This is a genomic window from Roseibium sp. LAB1, assembly GCF_054658235.1.
Window position 1 is genome coordinate 877,277 of record NZ_BAAGIB010000002.1, and the last position, 20,971, is coordinate 898,247.

At 59.5% G+C, this 20,971-nt stretch carries 18 protein-coding genes; 13 read left to right on the forward strand and 5 right to left on the reverse strand.

All coding sequences use genetic code 11. The features are described from left to right. Positions 1-108: 108 nt before the first annotated feature. The 8 genes from ACYQ54_RS13930 (at position 109) to ACYQ54_RS13965 (ending at position 6,738) form a co-directional block, all read left to right on the forward strand. Positions 109-627, forward strand: coding sequence for a copper chaperone PCu(A)C (locus ACYQ54_RS13930; protein WP_460083255.1), 519 nt, complete (start codon positions 109-111; stop codon positions 625-627). A gap of 117 nt (positions 628-744) precedes the next feature. Further along, positions 745-1,371 carry an SCO family protein gene (locus ACYQ54_RS13935; RefSeq protein ID WP_460083257.1) on the forward strand — a complete coding sequence of 209 codons (627 nt, stop codon included), beginning with the start codon at positions 745-747 and terminating at the stop codon, positions 1,369-1,371. A 33-nt stretch (positions 1,372-1,404) separates the two neighbouring features. Further along, positions 1,405-1,533 (forward strand): hypothetical protein, encoded by a 129-nt coding sequence (locus ACYQ54_RS13940; RefSeq protein WP_286192660.1) that lies wholly within the window; start codon positions 1,405-1,407, stop codon positions 1,531-1,533. 7 nt (positions 1,534-1,540) lie between these two features. Beyond that, a complete protein-coding gene (locus tag ACYQ54_RS13945) occupies positions 1,541-2,281 on the forward strand; it encodes a TlyA family RNA methyltransferase (RefSeq protein WP_460083260.1) in 741 nt (246 codons plus the stop codon). A 131-nt stretch (positions 2,282-2,412) separates the two neighbouring features. Next, complete coding sequence (locus ACYQ54_RS13950) at positions 2,413-3,645, forward strand: class I SAM-dependent RNA methyltransferase (protein WP_460083262.1); 1,233 nt, start codon at positions 2,413-2,415, stop codon at positions 3,643-3,645. Positions 3,646-3,659: 14 nt separating this feature from the next. Continuing rightward, a complete protein-coding gene (locus ACYQ54_RS13955) occupies positions 3,660-4,769 on the forward strand; it encodes a class I SAM-dependent methyltransferase (RefSeq protein ID WP_460083264.1) in 1,110 nt (369 codons plus the stop codon). A gap of 71 nt (positions 4,770-4,840) precedes the next feature. Further along, the gene (gene ribB / locus ACYQ54_RS13960; RefSeq protein WP_460083266.1) at positions 4,841-6,160 is read left to right on the forward strand and encodes a 3,4-dihydroxy-2-butanone-4-phosphate synthase; all 1,320 of its coding nucleotides are present in this window, start codon (positions 4,841-4,843) and stop codon (positions 6,158-6,160) included. A gap of 23 nt (positions 6,161-6,183) precedes the next feature. Further along, positions 6,184-6,738 (forward strand): hypothetical protein, encoded by a 555-nt coding sequence (locus ACYQ54_RS13965; RefSeq protein WP_460083268.1) that lies wholly within the window; start codon positions 6,184-6,186, stop codon positions 6,736-6,738. A 131-nt stretch (positions 6,739-6,869) separates the two neighbouring features. Here ACYQ54_RS13965 and yghX read toward each other — a convergent pair whose 3' ends face one another. Both yghX and aroC read right to left on the reverse strand, forming a co-directional pair. Further along, positions 6,870-7,757, reverse strand: coding sequence for a YghX family hydrolase (yghX, locus tag ACYQ54_RS13970; RefSeq protein ID WP_460084805.1), 888 nt, complete (start codon positions 7,755-7,757; stop codon positions 6,870-6,872). 140 nt (positions 7,758-7,897) lie between these two features. Then, complete coding sequence (gene aroC, locus ACYQ54_RS13975; RefSeq protein ID WP_460083270.1) at positions 7,898-8,983, reverse strand: chorismate synthase; 1,086 nt, start codon at positions 8,981-8,983, stop codon at positions 7,898-7,900. Positions 8,984-9,313: 330 nt separating this feature from the next. On the opposite strand from aroC, the gene ACYQ54_RS13980 reads away from it, so the two are divergent. Then, positions 9,314-11,569, forward strand: a complete 2,256-nt coding sequence (locus ACYQ54_RS13980; RefSeq protein WP_460083272.1) for a putative bifunctional diguanylate cyclase/phosphodiesterase — start codon at positions 9,314-9,316, stop codon at positions 11,567-11,569. Here ACYQ54_RS13980 and ACYQ54_RS13985 read toward each other — a convergent pair. The 3 genes from ACYQ54_RS13985 to fabI form a co-directional block, all read right to left on the reverse strand. Further along, entirely contained in the window at positions 11,560-12,744 is a 1,185-nt protein-coding gene (locus tag ACYQ54_RS13985; protein ID WP_460083274.1) for a DUF3095 domain-containing protein, read from the reverse strand. The genes ACYQ54_RS13980 and ACYQ54_RS13985 overlap by 10 nt on opposite strands. A 235-nt stretch (positions 12,745-12,979) precedes the next feature. Next, positions 12,980-13,624 carry a histidine phosphatase family protein gene (locus ACYQ54_RS13990; RefSeq protein WP_460083276.1) on the reverse strand — a complete coding sequence of 215 codons (645 nt, stop codon included), beginning with the start codon at positions 13,622-13,624 and terminating at the stop codon, positions 12,980-12,982. Positions 13,625-13,713: 89 nt separating this feature from the next. After that, positions 13,714-14,532 carry an enoyl-ACP reductase FabI gene (gene fabI, locus ACYQ54_RS13995; protein ID WP_460083278.1) on the reverse strand — a complete coding sequence of 273 codons (819 nt, stop codon included), beginning with the start codon at positions 14,530-14,532 and terminating at the stop codon, positions 13,714-13,716. A gap of 169 nt (positions 14,533-14,701) precedes the next feature. Between fabI and ACYQ54_RS14000 the strand changes: the two genes are divergently transcribed. From ACYQ54_RS14000 to ACYQ54_RS14015, 4 genes are all read left to right on the forward strand, one after another. Beyond that, on the forward strand, positions 14,702-16,114 hold the full coding sequence (locus ACYQ54_RS14000) for an FAD-binding oxidoreductase (RefSeq protein ID WP_460083280.1): 1,413 nt from the start codon (positions 14,702-14,704) through the stop codon (positions 16,112-16,114). 311 nt (positions 16,115-16,425) lie between these two features. Continuing rightward, positions 16,426-17,706: a glycoside hydrolase family protein gene (locus tag ACYQ54_RS14005; protein WP_460083282.1), complete on the forward strand. Its 1,281-nt coding sequence runs from the start codon at positions 16,426-16,428 to the stop codon at positions 17,704-17,706. A 945-nt stretch (positions 17,707-18,651) separates the two neighbouring features. Beyond that, complete coding sequence (dnaA, locus tag ACYQ54_RS14010; RefSeq protein WP_460083284.1) at positions 18,652-20,115, forward strand: chromosomal replication initiator protein DnaA; 1,464 nt, start codon at positions 18,652-18,654, stop codon at positions 20,113-20,115. A gap of 418 nt (positions 20,116-20,533) precedes the next feature. Then, a complete protein-coding gene (locus ACYQ54_RS14015) occupies positions 20,534-20,965 on the forward strand; it encodes a glyoxalase superfamily protein (RefSeq protein ID WP_460083286.1) in 432 nt (143 codons plus the stop codon). The last annotated feature ends 6 nt before the right edge of the window (positions 20,966-20,971 follow it).

Below are 20,971 nucleotides of genomic sequence, written 5' to 3' on the forward strand. Positions count from 1 at the left end.
CAGGCAACAGGCTGTCCTGGCTTCTGCCCGGCGAACCGCTGCCATAAGGGCTCCGCCTTCCTTGATCTGAAAGACATTTCGACTTCTCAGACCTTAAGGAATAGCATTATGAAACTCTGGAAATCCGTTGCGGTTGCCGCCGCCCTTTCGCTTGTCTCCCTGTCCGCACTCGCGCACGACTACAAGGTTGGCGAGCTGACGCTCAACCATCCCTGGACCCGCGCAACCCCGCCGAAAGCCAAGGCAGGTGGCGGTTTCGTGGAAATCGTCAACAACGGCACCGATGCAGACCGCCTTGTCGCGGCAAGTTCCGACGTTGCCGCCAAGGTGGAAATACACGAGATGGCGGTGACCGACGGCGTGATGAAAATGCGCAAGATGGAAGACGGTGTCGAAATCCCGGCCGGCGAGACGGTTGCGCTTCAGCCGGGTGGGTTCCACATCATGTTCATGGGCCTCAATCAACCCTTCGAAGAGGGCACCAGAATTCCGGTTGTCCTGACCTTTGAAAAAGCCGGGGATGTTGCTGTCGAACTGGCTGTTTCCAAGATGGGGGCCAAAACCCCCGACGCCGGTGCGGAGCATGGCGCCATGGACCACGGCAAGATGGATCACAGCAAGAACTGAGCACCGTCGGCGGGCGTTGCTTCGGTCGCGATGAAGCGCCCGCACTCATTTTCAAAGTGTCAGAGCCCCCGCGCACAAGCGGTTGCCGGTGGCCCTGGTCAGAACAGGACGAAACCGATGTCTGGTTTGAAACTCTTCCGCTACGTGGCCTGGGCGGCAGTTGCCGTGCTCGCGGTCGTCTCCGGAGTGCTGGTCTATCAGCAGACCGCCGGCAACAAGGGAACCGGCGCCTTGATCGAACCTCTGGCGGCCATTGGCGGCCCGTTCGAACTTGTCAATGGCAGCGGTGAAACGGTGACCGATGAAACCTTTTCCACGAAGCCGACCGTAATGTTCTTCGGCTTCACCTTCTGTCCAGACGTCTGCCCGACGACGCTCTCCGAGCTTCAGGGCTGGATGGCGGAACTAGGACCGGATGCCGACAAGCTCAACTACGCGTTCGTCACCGTTGATCCGGAACGCGATACCCCCGAAGTCATGCGCGATTACGTTTGGGCATTCGACAAGCGCATCGTGCCGCTGACAGGTTCGCGAGAACAGATCGACGCCATGCTGAAGGCCTACCGGGTGTATTCCAAGAAGGTGCCTCTTGACGATGGCGACTATACGATGGACCATTCCGCTGCCGTCTACCTGATGAGTGCGGACAACAAGTTCGTCGGCACCATTGCTTATGGTGAGGCGGAGGAAAACGCCTTGAAGAAGCTGCGCAGGCTCATCGACAACGCGCCGGCATCTTCCTGAGGCAACATCTGGAGCAAGCCGGACACAATGCGCATGCCGCTGTTCATGGGACTGACCGCCGGCGCGACGGGCCTCGTCGCGCTGTCGGCATTTCTGTGGCTTTACGCCGGTGAGCGTGTCTTTGCCGACCGTCTGATCTCGGCAATCGCCGGCTGCTTCTGATTTTCCCATGTCCAAGCAACGCCTCGACCAGCATCTCGTCGATACGGGTGTCTTCCCCAGCCGGGCGAGAGCCCGTGACGCCATCCTGCGCGGGACTGTGAGCGTCGACGGAACGCTGCGCACAAAACCGGCGCAAAAGACGTCAGCCGGTGCCAGCATCACCGTTGAAGATCCGGCATCCGGCTACGTCAGCCGGGCTGCGCTGAAGCTGATCGAAGGCCTGGACCGGTTCGGCGTCGATCCGGCACGCCGGATCTGCCTCGACATCGGCGCCTCCACGGGTGGCTTTACCCAGGTGCTGCTGGAACGCGGTGCTGAAAAGGTTCACGCCATCGATGTCGGCCACGGCCAGTTGCATGACAGCCTGAAGACGGATCCGAAGGTGGCTGCACGTGATGGCCTCAATGCCCGGGATCTGACAACAGAGGATCTTGGTGGAGATGCCCCGGCCCTGCTCGTCTCCGACGTCAGTTTCATCTCGCTGAAACTTGCCCTGCCGCCCGCGCTTGCGCTTGCGGCGCAAGGCGCGGAAGGTGTCTTCCTGGTGAAACCGCAATTCGAGGCGGGCAAGGACAACATCGGCAAGGGCGGCCTGGTCGATCCGGAGATTGCGGTCGAAACCGCAAAATCCCTGAAAATGTGGCTGGACACAGTGCCCGGCTGGCAGGCTGGTGATCTTATCCCCTCACCGGTCAAGGGCGGTGACGGCAATGCGGAATGGCTGCTTTACGGCAAGAAGGCCGGCTGAGCGCCATCGCCCCTTTCCTACCCTCTTCTTGGTCCCGAACAAGCGCGAGCCGCTGTGTTCAGGGATGTCGCGGAGAGACGGTCTCGTGATCAAGGCTTGCTCAATCCCCTTCTTGGCGCTATCGCTCGGCCATGAGCGAGAGAGAGATTGAAATCACGACGCTCGGCCACCGTGGCGACGGCGTTGCCGAGACGGAGACCGGGACCATCTATGTGGCCGGCGCCCTGCCCGGGGAAACCGTTCGGGCCAATGTGGTGGACGGACGCGCGCAAAATCCGGTGATCGAGAAAAGGTCCCCGAACCGGGTCGAACCGGTGTGCCGACACTACGACGCCTGCGGCGGTTGCTCCGTGCAGCACCTTGCGCAATCCCCTTACCTTTCCTGGAAACGCGGACTTGTCGAAAAGGCCTTGCGTGACCGCGGTATCGAGACCGACGTGTCCGACACGATTGCAGCGACCGTAGGCGGACGCCGCCGGGCTGTACTGACCGCGACAAGGGCCGGACACCACACCCTGCTCGGATACCATGAAAAGGCCAGCCACCGGCTGGTCGATATCGCCGAATGTCCGGTGCTGGATCCCGTCATCGTCGAAGCGCTGCCCGGCCTCAAGTCGCTAGCCTCGGAAGTTCTGCCGAAAAAAGGTGAGCTTCGCATCACCGTGCTGGTGACGACCTCGGGTCTGGATGTCGCTCTCGACAAGGCCGACAAGGGATACGAACGCAAGATCCCGGCCCTGTCGCAAAAGGTCGTCGACCAGAACCTTGCCCGGCTTTCGGTCAATGGCGAAGTCATTCTGGAGCTGCGCCCACCCCTGCTTGACATGGGTGGTATCGGCATTGTTGCGGCACCGGGCGGCTTTGCCCAGGCAACGCTGGCGGCGGAACATGCTCTGTCCAAGCTCGTTCTGGAAGGTGTCGGCAAGGCGAAAACCGTTGCCGATCTCTTTTCGGGTGTCGGCACATTCGCGCTGCGGCTCGGCCGGCAAGCAAATGTGCATGCAGTGGAAGGCGATGCCGCGGCACTGGCGGCTTTCGACAAGTCGCTACGCAAACCACAGGGCTTGAAGAAAGTCACTTTCGAACGGCGGGACCTGTCGCGCAGGCCGCTGGTGAAGGACGAACTGGAACCCTACGACGCCGTGGTCTTCGACCCGCCGCGCGCGGGCGCCCAGGCACAGGCGGAGCAGCTGGCTCTTTCCAAGGTCAGGACAATTGTCGCCGTGTCCTGCAATCCTGCCACGCTCGCCCGGGATCTGAGGATCCTGCTCGACGGCGGATATGTGCTGCAAAGCGTCACACCGGTGGACCAGTTCCACTATTCGCCCCATATTGAAGCAGTGGCGGTGTTGACCAGGCCTTGATCGGGGAGTGAGCCATGAGCGCGGCGGATGAGGAATTCGAACCTGTCAGAGGATCCCGCAGCCTGCCGCCGCTTTTGAGCCTCGCCCGGCGAACGCGTTATGCGCTTTATCAAGGCAGCCGGGTCGCACTTTATACCCTGCATTCCGAAGCCATGCGGCGGATGAACCGGGACCTGCAGAAACAGCTTCCCGAAACACCAAAAGTAGTGCCGACAGGCCCGGTGCCGAGCCAGCGACGCATGCTGTCGGACATCGTCAAGCTGTTCGCGGACGATCTCAAAGCCGTCGAGAACGGGGTGTATCCGCTGCCGTCCGACGGCACCATGACGCCGGGCGAGCTGGTTGCGACCAGCCGTGCGTTCTTCAAGGATGTGCCGGAGGTTGCGCGCCGGCGGGCAAGCGGCGCGCACCAGGAAGTGAATTCCACCGAGGGCTTTGCAGCAGCCCTGCCTCGTTATTACCGGCAGAACTTTCATTTTCAGACCGATGGCTGGCTGTCGGAGGAAAGCGCCCGGCTCTACGACTTCCAGGTGGATGTACTCTTTTCGGGAGCCACCGCCGTGATGCGCCGCAGAGCCCTGGTGCCTTTCGCCAGGATCCTACGCCGCAAGGACCAACGCCGCGTCTCGTATCTCGATATTGCCTGCGGTACCGGTGGCCTGCTGAGGCCCGCCCTTTCCGCCTTTCCACGCCTCAAGGGCACGGGCCTGGATCTGTCCGAGCCCTATCTGAGTGTTGCCCGTGAACGCCTGCCGTCGCCCCGCGCGAGGTATGTCTGCGGTCTGGCCGAAACATTGCCGTTTGCGAACGACTCTCTCGACGTTGTGTCCTGCGTCTTCCTGTTTCACGAATTGCCGCCGAAGGTCCGCAAGCAGGTCATCTCGGAAGTGGCCCGCGTTCTGAAGCCGGGTGGCTCGTTTCTTTTTGTCGACAGCCTGCAGACAGGAGATGTGCCGGAATATGACGGCCTGCTGTCGGTCTTTCCGCAGCTTTTCCACGAGCCGTATTTTACGTCTTATCTCACCGAAGACCTGACAGGCCTCGCCAACGCGGCAGGGCTGGAGGAGCGCTGGATGGCTCCGGCCTTCGTTTCCCGCGTCGCCGAGTTTATCAAAAACGACTGATCTTTCAGTATCACTGAAAAATTTCGCCTCTTCTCTTGAGACTGAAAACATTCGGGCGTATATCCGACGCCATGAGATTGGATCTATGGCTCATGCAGACAGGGGAAAGCCGCAGCGCCTTTGCGCGCCGCGCCAACCTGTCGCCCGCCTCCGTAACTGCCCTATGCAACGACCCCAATGTCTGGGTCTCGCGGGATATGGCCCGCAAGATCGCCATTGCCACCAATGGCGCCGTAACCCCCAACGACTTTCTCGGACTGTCTACAACCAAGGAGCATCCCGTGTCCCAGGCCCGTGTCGCAGAAGCAATCCGCGCATTCGAACGTGGAGAAATGGTGGTCGTGACTGACGATGACGACCGCGAGAACGAGGGCGACCTGATCGTCGCCGCTGCCAAGGTCACGCAGGAACAGATGGCCTTCATGGTGCGTCACACCTCCGGCATCATCTGTGCGCCGATGACGGTTGCCCATGCCCGGCGCCTGCGCCTCGACCCGATGGTTGCCGAAAACGATGCTCCACTGGCAACCGCCTTCACCATTTCCGTCGACTACCGGCAGGGGCTGACCACAGGCATTTCGGCCGAGGAACGCTGCTCCACCGTGCGCGCCCTGGCAAACCCGAATGTCGGCGCTGATGATTTCGTGCGCCCGGGGCACATCTTCCCGCTGGTGGCCAAGGAAGGCGGTGTGATGATCCGCTCCGGTCACACGGAAGCCGCCGTTGACCTGTGCCGTCTTGCCGGCCTGGAGCAGGTCGGTGTCATCAGTGAGCTGGTCAATGACGACGGCACCGTCAAGCGCGGTCAGCAGGTGGCCGAGTTTGCCGCGGAACACGACCTGAAGATGGTCTCCGTTTCCGACCTGATCGCCTGGCGCCAGCGGACCGAGAAGCTGGTGGAGCGTGTCAACGAGCAGCCTGTCGACACGGTCTTCGGCCCGGCCTATGCCACCACCTATTCCACCCCGTACGACCCGATGCACCATCTGGCCATCGTCTATGGCGACATTCTGGACGGCCGCAGCGTGCCAGTGCGTCTGCAACTGGAATCCGTCCTTGATGATGTCTTTGGAGACGTTCAGCCACTTGATCAGATCATGAAGCATTTCGCGGATCGCGGACGGGGTGTCATCGTCTATCTGCGTGAAGGTTCGGTGGGTGTTGCCCGTCAGTCGAAACGGGCGAGATCGGACTTTGAAGCCGCCGATTCCGAGGAACACAGCTCCGCACAAGCTAGACAGGAACAATGGCGTGAGGTCGGGCTTGGCGCACAGATCCTGAAGGACCTGGGCGTCAGTTCAATTCGCCTGCTGGCCTCCCGTGAGCGTCATTACGTTGGGCTGGAAGGCTTCGACATCAAGATTGACGAAACAGAGATCCTCGACACCTGAGGATCCTTCGGAAGGGGCCTTTCATGGCGGCGAAGACAGAGGCAGTCAAGCAAGAGGACAACGCAAAGCCGGCCCCGGTGCCCTTCACCGTCGGCTTTAACCGCAGCCAGAGCGAGAGCATCGTCTATGGCAGCCTGATCCTCGGCATTTTGTTCGCCGTAATCGGAGCCGTCGGCAATCTTCCATTGCTGGCGCTCGCCGCCCTCGCCCCTCTCGGGATTGCCTATTGGCATTATCCGATGATCGAGAAAGGCAAGCCCCAGCTCGGCGCCAACGAGGACGGCCTGTATGTGGAGCGCATCGGTTTCATTGACTGGGCCGCAATCCGGATGACGGACGTGAAACGGACATCCGTGCGCAACATCGAGTTGGTGCGCCTGGATGTCCTCCTGACCCGCTCCCTGGACGATGCCGTTACCAAGGCACAGACCTTTCCGGTCTGGAAGAAATTCATGATGCGCAACTGGAAGCGCACACCGCGCGAGCATGGCCGGGAACTGATCGCAATCAACCTGCACACGCTCGCAGCCGACCCGGAAGAAATCCTGAGCCGTATCCGGGCTTTCAAGTTCGTCTGACCGGGCACCTGTCCGTAAAGGACATCGGGCCGAACTGTCTCCGCGCCCAGCAACGAGCAGGCTGATCTTGGCCATCCCGGCCAGGCGAAGCCGGAACCGGGATGGCGAGACAAGAGCAGGCCCTGTCTGCCCTACATCAGATTTTCCTTGAAGAATTCGACCGTTCTCTGCTCTGCGAGCTTTGCGGCCGCTTCGTCGTAACGCGGCGTGGTGTCGTTGTGGAAGCCGTGGTTCACGCCAGGATACATATGCGCCACATAGGTCTTGCCGTTGGCCTTCAGAGCCTCCTCATAGGCCGGCCAACCGGCATTTATGCGCTCGTCCAGCTCGGCATACTGCAACATCAGGGGAGCCTCGATCTTTGAGACGTCAGCGGCGTCCGGCTGACGGCCGTAGAAGGGCACCCCGGCGGCAAGCTCCGGATAGGCAACCGCAATGGCGTTGACGACACCGCCGCCGTAGCAGAAGCCGACCGCGCCAACCTTGCCGGTGCTGTCGTCGCTGTTGAGCAGATACTCAAAGCCCGCAAAGAAGTCGTTCATCAGCTTAGTGCCGTCGACCGTGCGCTGCAATTCGCGGCCCTGGTCATCATTGCCGGGATAGCCGCCGACAGAAGTCAGGCCGTCAGGTGCCAGCGCCATGAAACCCGCCTTGCCGAGGCGGCGCGCGACATCCTCGATGTATGGGTTGAGACCCCGGTTCTCGTGTACGACCAGCACCGCCGGAAGCTTGCCTGTGGCGCCTGCCGGCTTCACCAGATAGCCGTTGACTTCGCCATGGCCATTCGGAGACGGGTAAGTGATGCGTTCGGTGACGATGCCGGCATCGTCCGGCGCAACCTGCTGGGCAAGCGCATAATTCGGCGACAGCTGGTCGAGCAGCATGGCGGCAGTCAGTCCACCGACCGCGAATTTTGCGGCCCCGTTCATGAACTCGCGCTTGGTGATCTTTCCATGCGCGTAGAAATCATAGAGATCGAGCAGTTCCTGGGGAAAGTCCTTTGCCGTCATACGGCGCACCGGCGTCATTTCATTCATGTCATCACTCCCTGAAATGCATGAGACGTCATGCTGGAGATAAAACTAGGGAGATGACGGGCAAGGTCCATGGCCCTTGCCTTCCGGAATTGTAACGAGTTGTAACCCTCAGCGTCTGCCGGTCAGCCGATCTGGCCGCGATGACGCAGGAAATGGTCGGCCAGGACACAAGCCATCATAGCCTCGCCCACCGGCACCGCACGAATGCCGACGCAAGGGTCGTGACGGCCCTTGGTCATGACATTGACCTCTTCCCCCTTGCTGGTGATCGACTTGCGTTCGGTCAGGATCGAAGAGGTCGGCTTGACCGCGAACCGGACGACCAATGGATCTCCGTTGGAGATGCCGCCGAGGATGCCGCCGGAATGGTTGCTCAGGAACACTGGACGGCCGACGTCGTCGAGGCGGATCTCGTCGGCATTGTCTTCACCGGTCAGGCTTGCGGCGTCGAAGCCGTTGCCGACCTCGACACCCTTGACCGCATTGATCGACATCATCGCCGCGGCAAGATCCGTGTCCAGCTTGCCGTAGATCGGGGCTCCCCAACCTGCCGGCACACCTTCCGCAACCACTTCGATGACTGCACCAACGGAAGAGCCGGCCTTGCGGATTCCGTCCAGATAGTCCGCCCAGAAAGCGGCAGCCTCAGCATCGGGGCAGAAGAAGGCGTTGTTGTCGACTTCGGCCCAGTCCCAGTTGGCCCGGTCGATCTTGTGCGGCCCGATCTGCACCAAAGCGCCGCGAACGCTCACGCCCTGCAGCACTTTGCGGGCGACGGCACCGGCAGCAACACGCATGGCGGTTTCGCGCGCCGACGAACGGCCGCCACCGCGATAGTCGCGAATACCGTATTTGGCATCGTAGGTGAAATCGGCATGGCCCGGACGGAACCGGTCCTTGATCTCCGAATAGTCCTTGGAGCGCTGGTCGGTGTTTTCCACGAACAGCGAAATCGGCGTTCCGGTGGTTTTCTGGATACCGTCCTCGTCGACCATGACGCCGGACAGAATCTTGACTTCATCCGGCTCGCGCCGCTGTGTGGTGAAGCGGGACTGCCCAGGCTTGCGCTTGTCCATGAAGCCCTGGATGTCGGCCTCCGTCAGCGGAATGAGCGGCGGGCAACCGTCGACCACGCAACCAATTGCGGGACCGTGGCTTTCGCCCCAGGTGGTGACCCGGAAAAGATGACCAAAACTGTTATGCGACATGAACGGTGACCGAGGCTTGCAAATGAAATGTCAGGCGCCGAGCGATACGCCATCGCGCCCGCAAGCTCAAGCCCGCAGCCGGGAATACGGGTATTTTTGGCAAGTCCATTTGTCCGCCAGCCTTGTCAAAATTGATGGCAAGTAGTTTTTGAATGGAAGCCATGCCTCCTGAAGCGTGTATCGATAACATGTTCTTGAACGACACAGGATAATTCGCGAAAGATTGGCGATATTTCGACCTAGGATTTGCCAATCCTTAAACCTCTACCGCTATTACACGTTGGGATCTAATAAACACCAAGAGGCAAAACGTTGCGGATCAGGGGCTGGTTGACTGGACTGATCGTATTTTTGCTGGCGCCCAGCCTGCTCTTTGCCTCACTCTGGTTTCACAATAAATTCGAGAAGGTCAACTCGATCGACAACAGCCTTGCCGGGCTTCACCTGATAGAGGCGCTGGGGCCGCTGATGCAGGAAAAAGCACTCACCGGCAAGATCCACGACACGACGGACCATCTGCGCGGGCGGCTCAATGCCCTTGGCGGTGAAGAACGGTCGGCCGATCTGATTGAACCGCTCGATACCTTCCTGAAAGAAGGCAACATTCCCCTCGCGCTCCGACAGGCGCGAATTCTTGCCTCGACGATCTCCCAGGTCACCAGACTGAGTTCGACATCTTCCTTCGAGACCGCAAAGCTTCCGCACCTGATCACCGACACCTTGCCGACCGTGGTGATTGAATCCGCAATCATGGCAAGCAATGCCAAGAGCATTTCCACCCGGGGCGAGATCAATGTCTGGGACAAGATGCTGATCCCGGTCCAGGGGGGCCAGTACAAGATTGCTGCCGACGGCGCTTCGCGGGACACGGTGGCATATTTCAACGACCTGACCGGAGAGCAAGCTGATCTGTTGCAGAAGCAGGCCAGAGCATTCCGAACAACAAATGTTGCCTTTCAAACCGCGGGATCGAAGCTGCTGTCTTCAACGATCACCGCCGAAAAGGGCATGGACGTTATTTCCCAGCCGGTGGTGGAGATGCAGCCGGCGCTGGTCAATGCCGCTTTCGCCCTGTGGCAGTCCACCGTCGACTATCTCCTGATGGACCTGCAGCGGCAAAGATCCGAAACGCTGTTTGCCGTTACCCTTGCCGGGCTTGTCGGCGGACTGGTCATCGTTGCAGCCTTTGCCATTGCCATTGCCCTGTCCCGGGCGCTGGCCGACAGAACGCAGCAGGAGTTCGAGAATCTCGGATTTCATGATCCCCTGACCGGACTGCCGAACCGGCGTGCCCTGCTGAACACCATCCGCAACCTGCCGCCGGCAGAGCCCGGACTTCGGACGGGCGCGATCCTGATAGACTTGCGCCAGTTCAAGAAGGTCAACGACCGGTTCGGCGACCACAATGGCGATTCACTTCTGCGACAAGTGGCCGAACAGTTGACCCAGCACGCCGGGCCGGAAGACTTTCTGTGCCGGACTGGCGGAACGGAGTTCCTGTTTCTGCGGCCACGCCTCAAGAAGGCGGCGCGGTTCGAGCAACTCGCCTTCACTTTGCTTCAGGAGATCGCAACGGACCGGATCATCGGCAACAACAGATCGGCGATCGAGGCCAATGCGGGCATCTTCATCAGCAGCCCGGGTGACCAGATCTCCGATCATATTCTCACCGACGCTGCTCTGGCTTTGCGGGCTGCAAAGCAGAAAGGCCCGCGCAAGTTCGATCGCTTCACACCGGCAATGCGCGCCGCGTTCGAGGAAGGCGACGCGATTGCCAAGGAACTTCAAAATGCGCTCAAGGAAGGCAACATCGTTGCCTGGTTCCAGCCGCAGGTAAACATTCACACGGGAGAAGTTGTCGGCGCCGAAGCCCTTGCCCGCTGGATCGACAAGGACCAGATCCGTTATCCCGGTTCCTTCCTGCCGGCAGCCATGGAGGCTGGTTACATGGAGGAGGTCGAGGACGCGGTGCGCAGCCGTGCGCTGAAATTCGCCGCGAGCCTCAGCGGCAAGACTCGGCCCGCCATCCATCTGGGCCTGAACGTCACCGCCAGCCTTCTGACAAGCGCCATGGCCGTGGACGCGTTGCACAGGCAAGTTCTTGACCTTGGCCTTCAGCCGGCCGATGTCAGCCTGGAAATCCTGGAAGCGGTGATGATCGACGAAATCACGGCAACTCCCATCAAGCAGAATATCGCCCGCTTGTCTGAGTTGGGTTTCTTCATCGAACTGGACGACTTCGGAACCGGCCATTCCAGCATTTCCAGCCTGCGCGATCTCAATGTCGACCGGGTCAAGATCGACCGCAGTTTCATTTCCGGCGTTGACACCAACCCGGCTCTGCAGAAATTCACCAGCGCGCTGATCAGCCTTGCAAAGAGCCTCGACATAAGCGTCCTTGCCGAAGGCGTGGAGACGGAAGGCGAGCGCGACTGGCTGAAACGCCACGGCTGCGATGTCATCCAGGGGTTCCTGATTTCAAAGGCCGTGCCCGACAGCGACCTTGCAACGATGATCCTGAAACAGAATTTCGCTCAACCCATGACCGTTCTCGAAAGACACGGACCGCTGCGCAGTCAGGCCTGACCAGCAGCTGCCGGCGCCAAGGCCGCCTGCCTTTTCTTGAACTCGGCAGCCGCCAGGGAAAAGCCGCCGTCAGCCCCGTCGACAAAATGGATATGCCGGCTCTTGCCGATATCCTCGACGAAGCAGGTCATCAGAGCTGACGCGGAAACGTGCAGCCCGTACACGAGATCGCCGGCAGCATAGCCAGACTTCAGATAGTCCTCGACATCTTCAAACTGCTCGGGCGACAAATCGAGAACGAGCTGAAGGCTGTCGCCAACCTTGCGATGATCCGTGTTGAGGCCAAGCTCCGGAAAGTAGCGTTTCGGATCGAAGGGGCCGACACGCCAGCCCGTATGGTAGCTGATAACGAAAACCACCGATTCCAGCAGCGCCTTTGCCCATCCGCGCAAATGTTTGCCCGGCGAGCCTAGACGCACTTCATAGCGCGTTCCCGTTGGTGGAAAACGGAAGCGCAGACGGCTCTTGTCCGCCAGTCTGGTTTTGCTGTCGTCCCTCAAGGGATCATAGCCAAGTTTATCGGCAAGCCCGCGCAGGATGTCCTGCATGGGGGTACGTCCTGTCGGTTTGACGATCAAGGACACGATATGGCCGTTGCGCGAAGGAAGCGGCTCCCATCGGCAGGATAACCCGTCCAGCGGCGGCAAGGCCGCATCGGGACTAGAGACTGCAAAAGGCCTGGCTTTCTCGGGATCTTTCAGGATGCGATCCGCGATTGCCAAACCGTCCCCCAGGATCATGGCGAGATGATTGCCGGGACTGAGACGATACTTGCGCAGGCGGATATCGCCGCCCAGTGCCCGAATATGGGCAACCGGAATTGCAGCGGCTCGCAGCTCCAGCTCCATGACCTGCCGCGCCAGACCGACGACGCCGGCCAGCGCATCCCTGGCTGCCTCGACATCGTGTTCGGGCACAACCAGCATCGCACCATCGCCGCCGAAGACAAACGGCACGCGGTCACTGCCGATCCGGTTCAGGACAGCCGCGATCACCGCGGCTCCAACCATGTTGACTTCCTTGTACCGGCCCGCGGCGACAGCATCACCGGAACGCACGATGTCGGCCGCAAGGACGTACCAGTCATCTGGAACCGGCCGGTATTCGTCCAGCAAGGCGACCGTACTGAAATCCGAGAAGCTGGGCAGCTCGCTATAAAAATCGTCTTTGGACAAGGTTTTGATCCCGGGTCTGTCATTGACCCATTGAGTTATGTGCTCGCAAGTACGATAGGCAGACGCCTGCCGATCACCCGACACTAGCCGTTTTCAAGCACATCTTCGTGATCTTTGGGGAACAAAATACCGGCCACGATGACGCACGGACCGGAACGGCCAGGGCCAGGGCCAGGGCCAGGGCCAGGGACAATCGACAAGACAGGCGAGGCAACAAAGTACTGAAATTTGTCGCCTAGACGACCTCGAAGCCGCCGTTACGCCACACAAAGACCTTGTCCTGTGGCACATCGAGCTTGGGAACGGAAACCGTGTCCAACCCTTCCAGCAGACCGCGCAGAACACGGAAGACGCCGCCATGGGACACCACGACCGAGGGCCGGTCAACCGTCACCAGCCAGCGGCCGATGCGTTCGGCAAGCATCCTGTAGCTTTCGCCCTTTGGGGGAACGAAGCCCCATTTGTCGGCCCGGCGTTGCAGGATCAGGTCCTGTTCCTCATCCGCCAGTTCTTCCAACGTGAAGCCTTCCCAGTCACCAAAGGTGATCTCCTTGAGCTGATCCTCAAGTCTGTAGGCCTCCACCGGCAGCCCCATGGACTGGCGCAGCAACTCCATTGTCGACCGCGTACGGTGGAGCGGTGATGCAACAAAATCCAGCCCGGCAGGGTCGATCGCTTCGCGCTCCAGAAACGACTTCAGCCGCTCACCGTTGCCGCTGGCCTGGCCGCGCCCGATGTCATTGAGCGGAATGTCCCTTTGGCCCTGCATGCGTCCTTCGAAGTTCCAGTCCGTTTGGCCGTGGCGAACGAAGACCAGGAACTCCGGATCATGCAGCTTGGGCAGCAGGTCGGATTTCGGGGCACTCAGCACAGTTGTCATTTCAGTTTCCGGCAGGCGTGGCTGCCCCTTGGCGACCGGGGCACGTGCGATATGAAAATGGCCGGTGCGAGACCGGCCATCCGAACAGGTCAATCCTTGACGACGGAGATGTCCGGCGCGTCCACCGCCTTCATGCCGACGATGTTGTAGCCGCAATCGACATGCTGGATCTCGCCGGTGACACCGCGGCCAAGGTCGGACAGCAGGAACAGGGCGCTGTCGCCGACTTCCTCGATGGTTACGGTGCGGCGCAAGGGAGAATTGTATTCGTTCCACTTCAGAATGTAGCGGAAGTCGCCGATGCCGGAGGCCGCCAGCGTCTTGATCGGCCCGGCGGAGATCGCATTGACGCGAATATTCTGCGGGCCGAGGTCCATCGCCAGATACTTCACGCTGGTTTCCAGCGCGGCCTTGGCAACGCCCATGACATTGTAATGCGGCATCACTTTCTCGGCGCCGTAGTAGGTCAGCGTCAGAATGGAACCGCCGTCGGACATCAGCTTCTCGGCGCGCTGGGTGACAGCGGTCAGCGAGTAGCAGGAAATATCCATGGTGCGGGCGAAGTTATCGGAAGACGTATCGACGAAACGGCCGGTCAATTCGGATTTGTCGGAGAAGGCGACGGCATGGACGAGAAAATCGATCTTGCCCCATTTGTCTTCCAGGGCCTTGAAGACTGCATCGATGGAGCCGCCATCGGTCACGTCGCAATGGCCCACAACGATGGCACCCAACTGGTCGGCCAGTGGTTCGACCCGCTTCTTGAGCGCATCGCCCTGGTAGGTAAGAGCCAGTTCTGCTCCCGCGTCGGCCAGTGCTTTGGCAATACCCCAGGCAATTGACTTGTTGTTTGCCACACCCATGATCAGGCCGCGTTTGCCATTCATCAGTCCGCGCGTTTCCGCCATCGTCGTCTCCGAAAGAATTCCAATACCGCCCCAGCGGGCTGGCTTCCTATGGCACAAGGGGTCTGTTCCTTCAAGAGACACGGTGACGGAATGAACCGTCGACGCAGACGCTTTCAGACACTATGTTGGCGCCCGAATTTTACTGTCAAACTTCACGAGGACCCCGCTCATGGAGCGCACTCCCCATGCCGACCGCTTCGCCGAGATGATCGGCGCAGCAAACGTTCTGACAAGCCCGGACGACCAGGCTCCCTATCTCACCGAATGGCGCGACCTGTATCAGGGCGTCACTCCCATGGTGCTGCGCCCCGGCAACACCGAAGAGGTGAGCGCCGTCATGGCCTACGCCTATCAGAACGATCTCAAGGTCGTGCCGCAGGGAGGCAACACCGGCCTCGTGGGCGGCCAGATTCCGCAGGAAACCGGGGACGAAATCGTTCTTTCGCTGTCGCGCCTCAACAAGGTTCGTGCCGTCGACCCGGCCGGCTTCACCATTACGGCCGAGGCCGGTGTGGTGCTTGAGACGTTGCAGAACGAAGCGGAAAAGGTCGACCGGTTATTCCCGCTTGCGCTCGGTGCACAAGGGTCCTGCCAGATAGGCGGGAACATTTCCACCAATGCCGGCGGCACGGCCGTTCTGGCCTATGGCAACACGCGCGACCTGGTACTGGGACTCGAAGTTGTGCTGCCCACGGGCGAGATCTGGAACGGTCTCAGAACCCTTCGCAAGGACAATACCGGTTATGATTTGAAACAATTATTTATCGGTGGCGAAGGCACTCTGGGCATCATTACCGCCGCTGCGCTCAAACTTTTCCCCAGGCCCAAGAAACTGGAAGCTGCCTTCATCGGCTTGCCGAATCCGCAGGCCGCACTCAAGCTGTTCACTCTGGCAAAGGCGCAGGCCGGCCCGGTTCTGACGGGCTTCGAGATCATGCCTCGCGTCGGTGTCGAATTCTGCCTTCGTCACCTCGAGGGGGCACGCGACCCGCTTGAGGGCGAACACGCCTGGTATGTCCTGATGGAACTGTCCAGCGGTTCCGAGGCCTTCCCGGTGCGCGACCTGATGGAAAGCATTCTCGGCGAAGCGTTCGAAGACGGGCTGGTTGAAGACGCTGCCTTTGCGCAGAACCTGACCCAGGTTCACGATTTCTGGCATATCCGCCACGGTATGTCAGAAGTGCAGAAGCCGGAAGGCGGATCGATCAAGCATGACGTTTCCGTGCCTGTCGCCTCGATACCCGACTTCCTGGACAAGGCCATGGCGGCGGTCGAAGCCTTCGTGCCCGGGTGCCGGCCTGTTCCGTTCGGCCACATCGGCGACGGAAACATCCACTTCAACATCAGCCAGCCCGTGGGCGCCGACAAGGAAGCGTACCTGGCGAAGTGGGATGAAATGAACGCCATTGTTCATGGCATCGTCAATGAGTTCGGTGGCAGCATCTCCGCAGAGCACGGAATTGGCCGTCTCAAGCGTGATCTCCTGAAGGACGTCAAACCTGGCATCGAGCTGGATCTCATGAAGCGGGTCAAAGCCGCATTCGATCCCAAGGGCCTGCTGAACCCCGGCCGCGTCCTCTAGACTGGCCTGCCTTCGTGTGAAGGCAGACTTGACGCCCCGATTTGTCCAGGCCGGTCGACGGCTCCCCTTCTTTGAAAAATCGATGCCGGCACCTCGCGTGCCGGCATTGTTGTTTGAACAACCAGGGCAGCACCGTTCTGGATTTCGAGAATTTTGCAGGCCGGACAGCTGTCGTCACCGAATACGCGCGATACGCGTCTTAAAGCTTTCTTCAGCACTCTTTAGTTGTACTCTTTGGCATTCGCACGAAAAAGTTCTCATTCCTGGACGTAAGACGCCAGGAGAAACCCATTATTTCAGGCGGCCACACCATGACGACCACCAAATGGACCTGTTCCGTTGACAGCGATGGAACCGCAAATCTTTATTGCGAGCTCACGGAAGACGGGAAACAACCCACGTCCACCAAAGTGAAATTGAAAGGGGTCTGCTATTCCCCGGCACCCATCAACGGCTCCAATTCCTATGCGCCCGCCCTGGGCGACTGGTACTGGGACAATTACGAAGCGGACGGCACTTACATTTCCAGTTGGGCGCCCTTGCTGTCACGCGATTTTCCCAATTTCCGGCAACTCAACAACAATTCGCTTCGAGTCTACTGCATGCTGTCGCGGCAACTGGAAGGCAACGGAACCTTTCCCTCTCCGTGGAACAGCGGTCAGTATTTCACGCATCTGAATTTTCTGGACCTGGCTTGGGACAAGTTTGCGCCACCTGAAGCGAAGATGCATCGATCCGTTCTGATCGGTATTCCCCTGCCCGCCACGATGTTCTGGAAGACCCAATACGACAAGGCCACACCGGCAGAGATCGATTACTGGACCAACGTATTGCGTGAGACCGTCAGATCCGTTGCAGATCATCCGGCGGTTATGGGGTTCACCATCCAGAACGAACAGGACGGCGCCGACGTTTGCTACAACAAGCCGGAGTTGGCCACATTCTGGTGGAGCCAGGTGGAGAAGATGGCTGCCATCGTCAAGGAAGAAGCCCCCGGCAAACTGGCCGGCATGGCCACCCACGATGACCCGAACATTCCCCTGAAAGCGTCTTCCTACATGGAGAACTGTCCAAGCATAGACTTCTGGGGCGTCAACACCTATCAGACCGAAACCTTCGAAAGCATCTTCAAAGACTACGGCAAACTGCCTCCGCGGGCCCTGAAGCCCGTTCTCCTCACCGAGTGGGGCATTCCAGCCACCAGCCATCGGGATGCAAACAATCCCGGAACCATCTACTCTGACGACCAAACCTGCAGCAAGGCAGCGCAAGTTGCGCAGAAGATGCTGCCCCAGGCCTTTGCCCATCCCTTGTGTATCGGTCTTTATTACTTCGAATATTGCGACGAACTGTGGAACCAGCCGGAAGCGCCCAACATCTACACCTGGTGGGGCGGCCCGCCGGCTCCCGGATTTCCAAACGGTTATTGGGACAATGACGGGTTCGGCCTTGTTTCGGTCCAACGCGGCCCCGGCCTTTCCAACGACGCGCCCATCTGGGCCAACACGGGACCCAACTCGCCGATAGATGTTCACACGAACAGGAATTTCCTGTTCTCGACAGTCGCGAATGTTTTCAAGACCACCACTTGAACCAGCATCGGACGGAGCCGTCTCGTCAAAAGCCGGCTCCGCCACACCAGCAAGACCAGCCTTCGGAAATTACTGATCTCTACTTGGAAAGGGGCGGCTCACAGCTAAGTAAAAGCACTTAGTACCCGACTAACACGCTTCGCCCGCAACAGCCCAGGCGGATCAATTGTCAAAACTGGCAGGTTGCCGAAGTTTGCCCGGAGCTGGGGATAAGGTTAACCCGGCCTGCCAAAAATGGCGGCGGCACGAATGCATGCATTGTTGCGCTCAGGGGCTTGATCCGTCAGCGGTTTACGGCGACGGAAACCGGACCGAATTTGGTCCCTTCAATTCAAACGGCCCATTTTCTGAGCACATATTGTCCCCAGCTTCCACTGTGTTGCAGGCATCCTGAACCGGTTAACAAGACCGTTAGCCCGTTTGGCTGACATGCCACAGGTGAACCAGCGCGTACGCACCTTGTCAGAAACGACATGATCTTTCGATCAATACCGGCTTTTTCCTAGGCTAAACTTCTTAATTTGACAGCAGCCTTTTGAAAACTCGCAGAAAAAATCCCGAAAAGTTAAATTTTTCCTAAAATCGTCTTCAAGCTCACAGGCAGAGCGGAAACAGCAACAGGAGAACAACTAGGTCGGGACTTGCGGCATGTCCTGACGATGACAAAACGCAAGATTCGCTATGTAAAATTTACATGCGCAGCGCCCGTCATCTACAAAAATTACAATATGAAACGTCTATGACCTCATAAAAATAAGCTATTTGTAAACATGGTAATCAAAAGGTTAATGATGTTTCATAGGCACTAATAAGCCATCCGGTCTGGAGACCCAAAATGGGCAAAAGACCTAACGAAACAAACGGGCAGCGAGGCGGAACATCGTTGCTCATAGACAGTGCACAGGGGGGGAGCGGTTCCAAACGGTCCCTCCAATGGAGGCCACAATGCAGGTTCAGAACTTAGCTGGTTCGGATCAATGGGATCGTGTGAAAAAGGAACTGAGAAACGAGCTCGGTGACGATGTATTTTCCAACTGGTTCGGCAGAGTAAACCACGAAGAAACCACGGGCGATGCAGTGCGCCTGTCGGTGCCCACCCGCTTCCTCAAAAACTGGATTCAGAACAATTACGAGAAGCAGCTCGTCGGCCTCTGGAAACGCGAGCAGGACGATATCAACCGTATCGAGTTGACCGTTCGCGGTGCTCTACGTCCTCGTCAGCTCAATGCCGGTCTTGCCCCCAAGGCGATCTCCGCCCGGCGGATCAGCGGTCGTCCCGGCCCTTTCAGCAGCACGCCTCAATTCGGCTCGTCCCACGGCATGTCGGTCATTCCGTGCCTTGCGGACAGCAACGAGAACGCGGCGGCCGAGTTCCTGAACGGTGCCTCCCTCAATCCGAAGCTGACCTTCGATACCTTTGCCGAAGGTGCCTCGAACAGCCTTGCCTGCGCCGCCGTGCGTCAGATGGCGGCCGGACACCAGGGCACTCTGGATCTGCTCTACATCCATTCCGCCACCGGCATCGGCAAGACCCACTTGCTGCAGGCTGCGGCAGCCGAAGCCCGCAAGACGGGACGGCAGGTTGCCTATCTGTCGGCAGAGTTCTTCATGTATCATCTGGTGCCAGCTCTCAGAACGCCGGCTTTCCCGGTGCTGCGTCAGGCAATGCGCTCCATCGACCTGCTTCTTGTTGACGATCTCCAGTTCCTGCACGGCAAGCAAGCCGCGGATGAATTCAGCAAGACGCTGGAACTGCTGATGGAATCGCCGACCCAAATCATTATCGCAGCCGATCGATCACCTGAAGACCTCGATACGCTCGGCGATGCCCTGCGCTATCGGATTCAGAAAGGTGAAGTCGTCGGCATCCAGGCAACGGATTACGCATTGCGCCACGACATCCTGAAAAAGCGGATCACCGCTGCACGTCGCACGCATCCGGGTTTCTCCGTTCCCGAAGACGTCGCCGACCACATTGCACGCTACGTGATTGCTTCTGCCCGTGACCTGGAAGGTGCTCTCAATCGCCTGTTCGCCCACAACCAGCTGACCAAGCAGCCGGTGACGATGGATCTTGCGGAAAAGACACTGCACGACCTGGTTCGGATCGGTGAGCCCCGTTCCATCAAGGTGGAAGAAATCCAGCAGGTTGTCTGCAAGCATTTCAGCGTTACCAAGGCGGACCTTCTGTCGTCCTGCCGGGCCCGCACGCTGGTCCGTCCGCGCCAGATCGCGATGTATATCGCAAAGGTGATGACCGGCCGTTCACTGCCGGAAATCGGCCGGCGTTTCGGCAACCGCGATCACACCACGGTGCTGCACGCTGTCCGCAAGATTGAAGACATGGTGTCCAAGGACAGGACCCTGGCGCAGGAAGTCGAACTCCTGAAGCGGCTGATCCACACCTGACCCGTTTCCGGGGACACCCCTCCCCCCGGAAAACCTGCGGCGGCGGGCACGCACGCCTCCGCGATTGCCCTGCCCCCTATTCAGGGCAATCACCTTTCTGCGTCCGGCAGGGCGCAGGCGAACTCAGGCGGCCTGAACCGCCGGGTATTTCATCTTAACCTCCCTCTCCTTGAAGCCGCGCCAGCGGCTTTCTTTTTGCCGCGTTGACAGAACCCGGGCCTGGGCGTATGCCTTGCGCCGGTTTGAGGGAACCGGCCGCCCGCAGGCTTCGGCCAAGGTGAATTCCCTTGCGCAAGACATCTTGCAGCTTTGATCGACCTTCACGAGACAGTGCAGGCTGATGGCAACGCGGGCCCCATGACGGGTTATCGCCAACCGGCAAAACCTGACCGCCTGCCTTTCTTGGAAAGGTAAACCCATGACGCTACCCAGCGTTGCCAATCTCAAGGCCCAGGCCAAGCGCCTGCGTGCCGCGCTCGCTGCCAAGGGACAGGATATTTCCCACAGCCAGGCGCTCGAACTCCTGTCCGCCCAGTACGGCTTCAAGGACTGGAACACTGTTTCCGCCACAGCAGCCCGGCCGAACCAGATGCAGTTTTCTGTCGGAAACCGCGTCTCTGGCACTTACATGAAGCAACCCTTTGAAGGGGAGGTTCTGTCGCTGACCCGGGTTGGCCCGGCAGGCCAATACAGGGTGACCATCAAGTTCGACACGCCCGTGGATGTGGTCACCTTCGACAGCTTTTCCGCGTTTCGCAGCAGGGTCGTGGTTCTCATCAACGGCGACGGTGTTGCGGTCAAGCGGACGTCGGACGGCGAACCCTATCTGCGCATGCAAAGGGCTGACTGACCACGA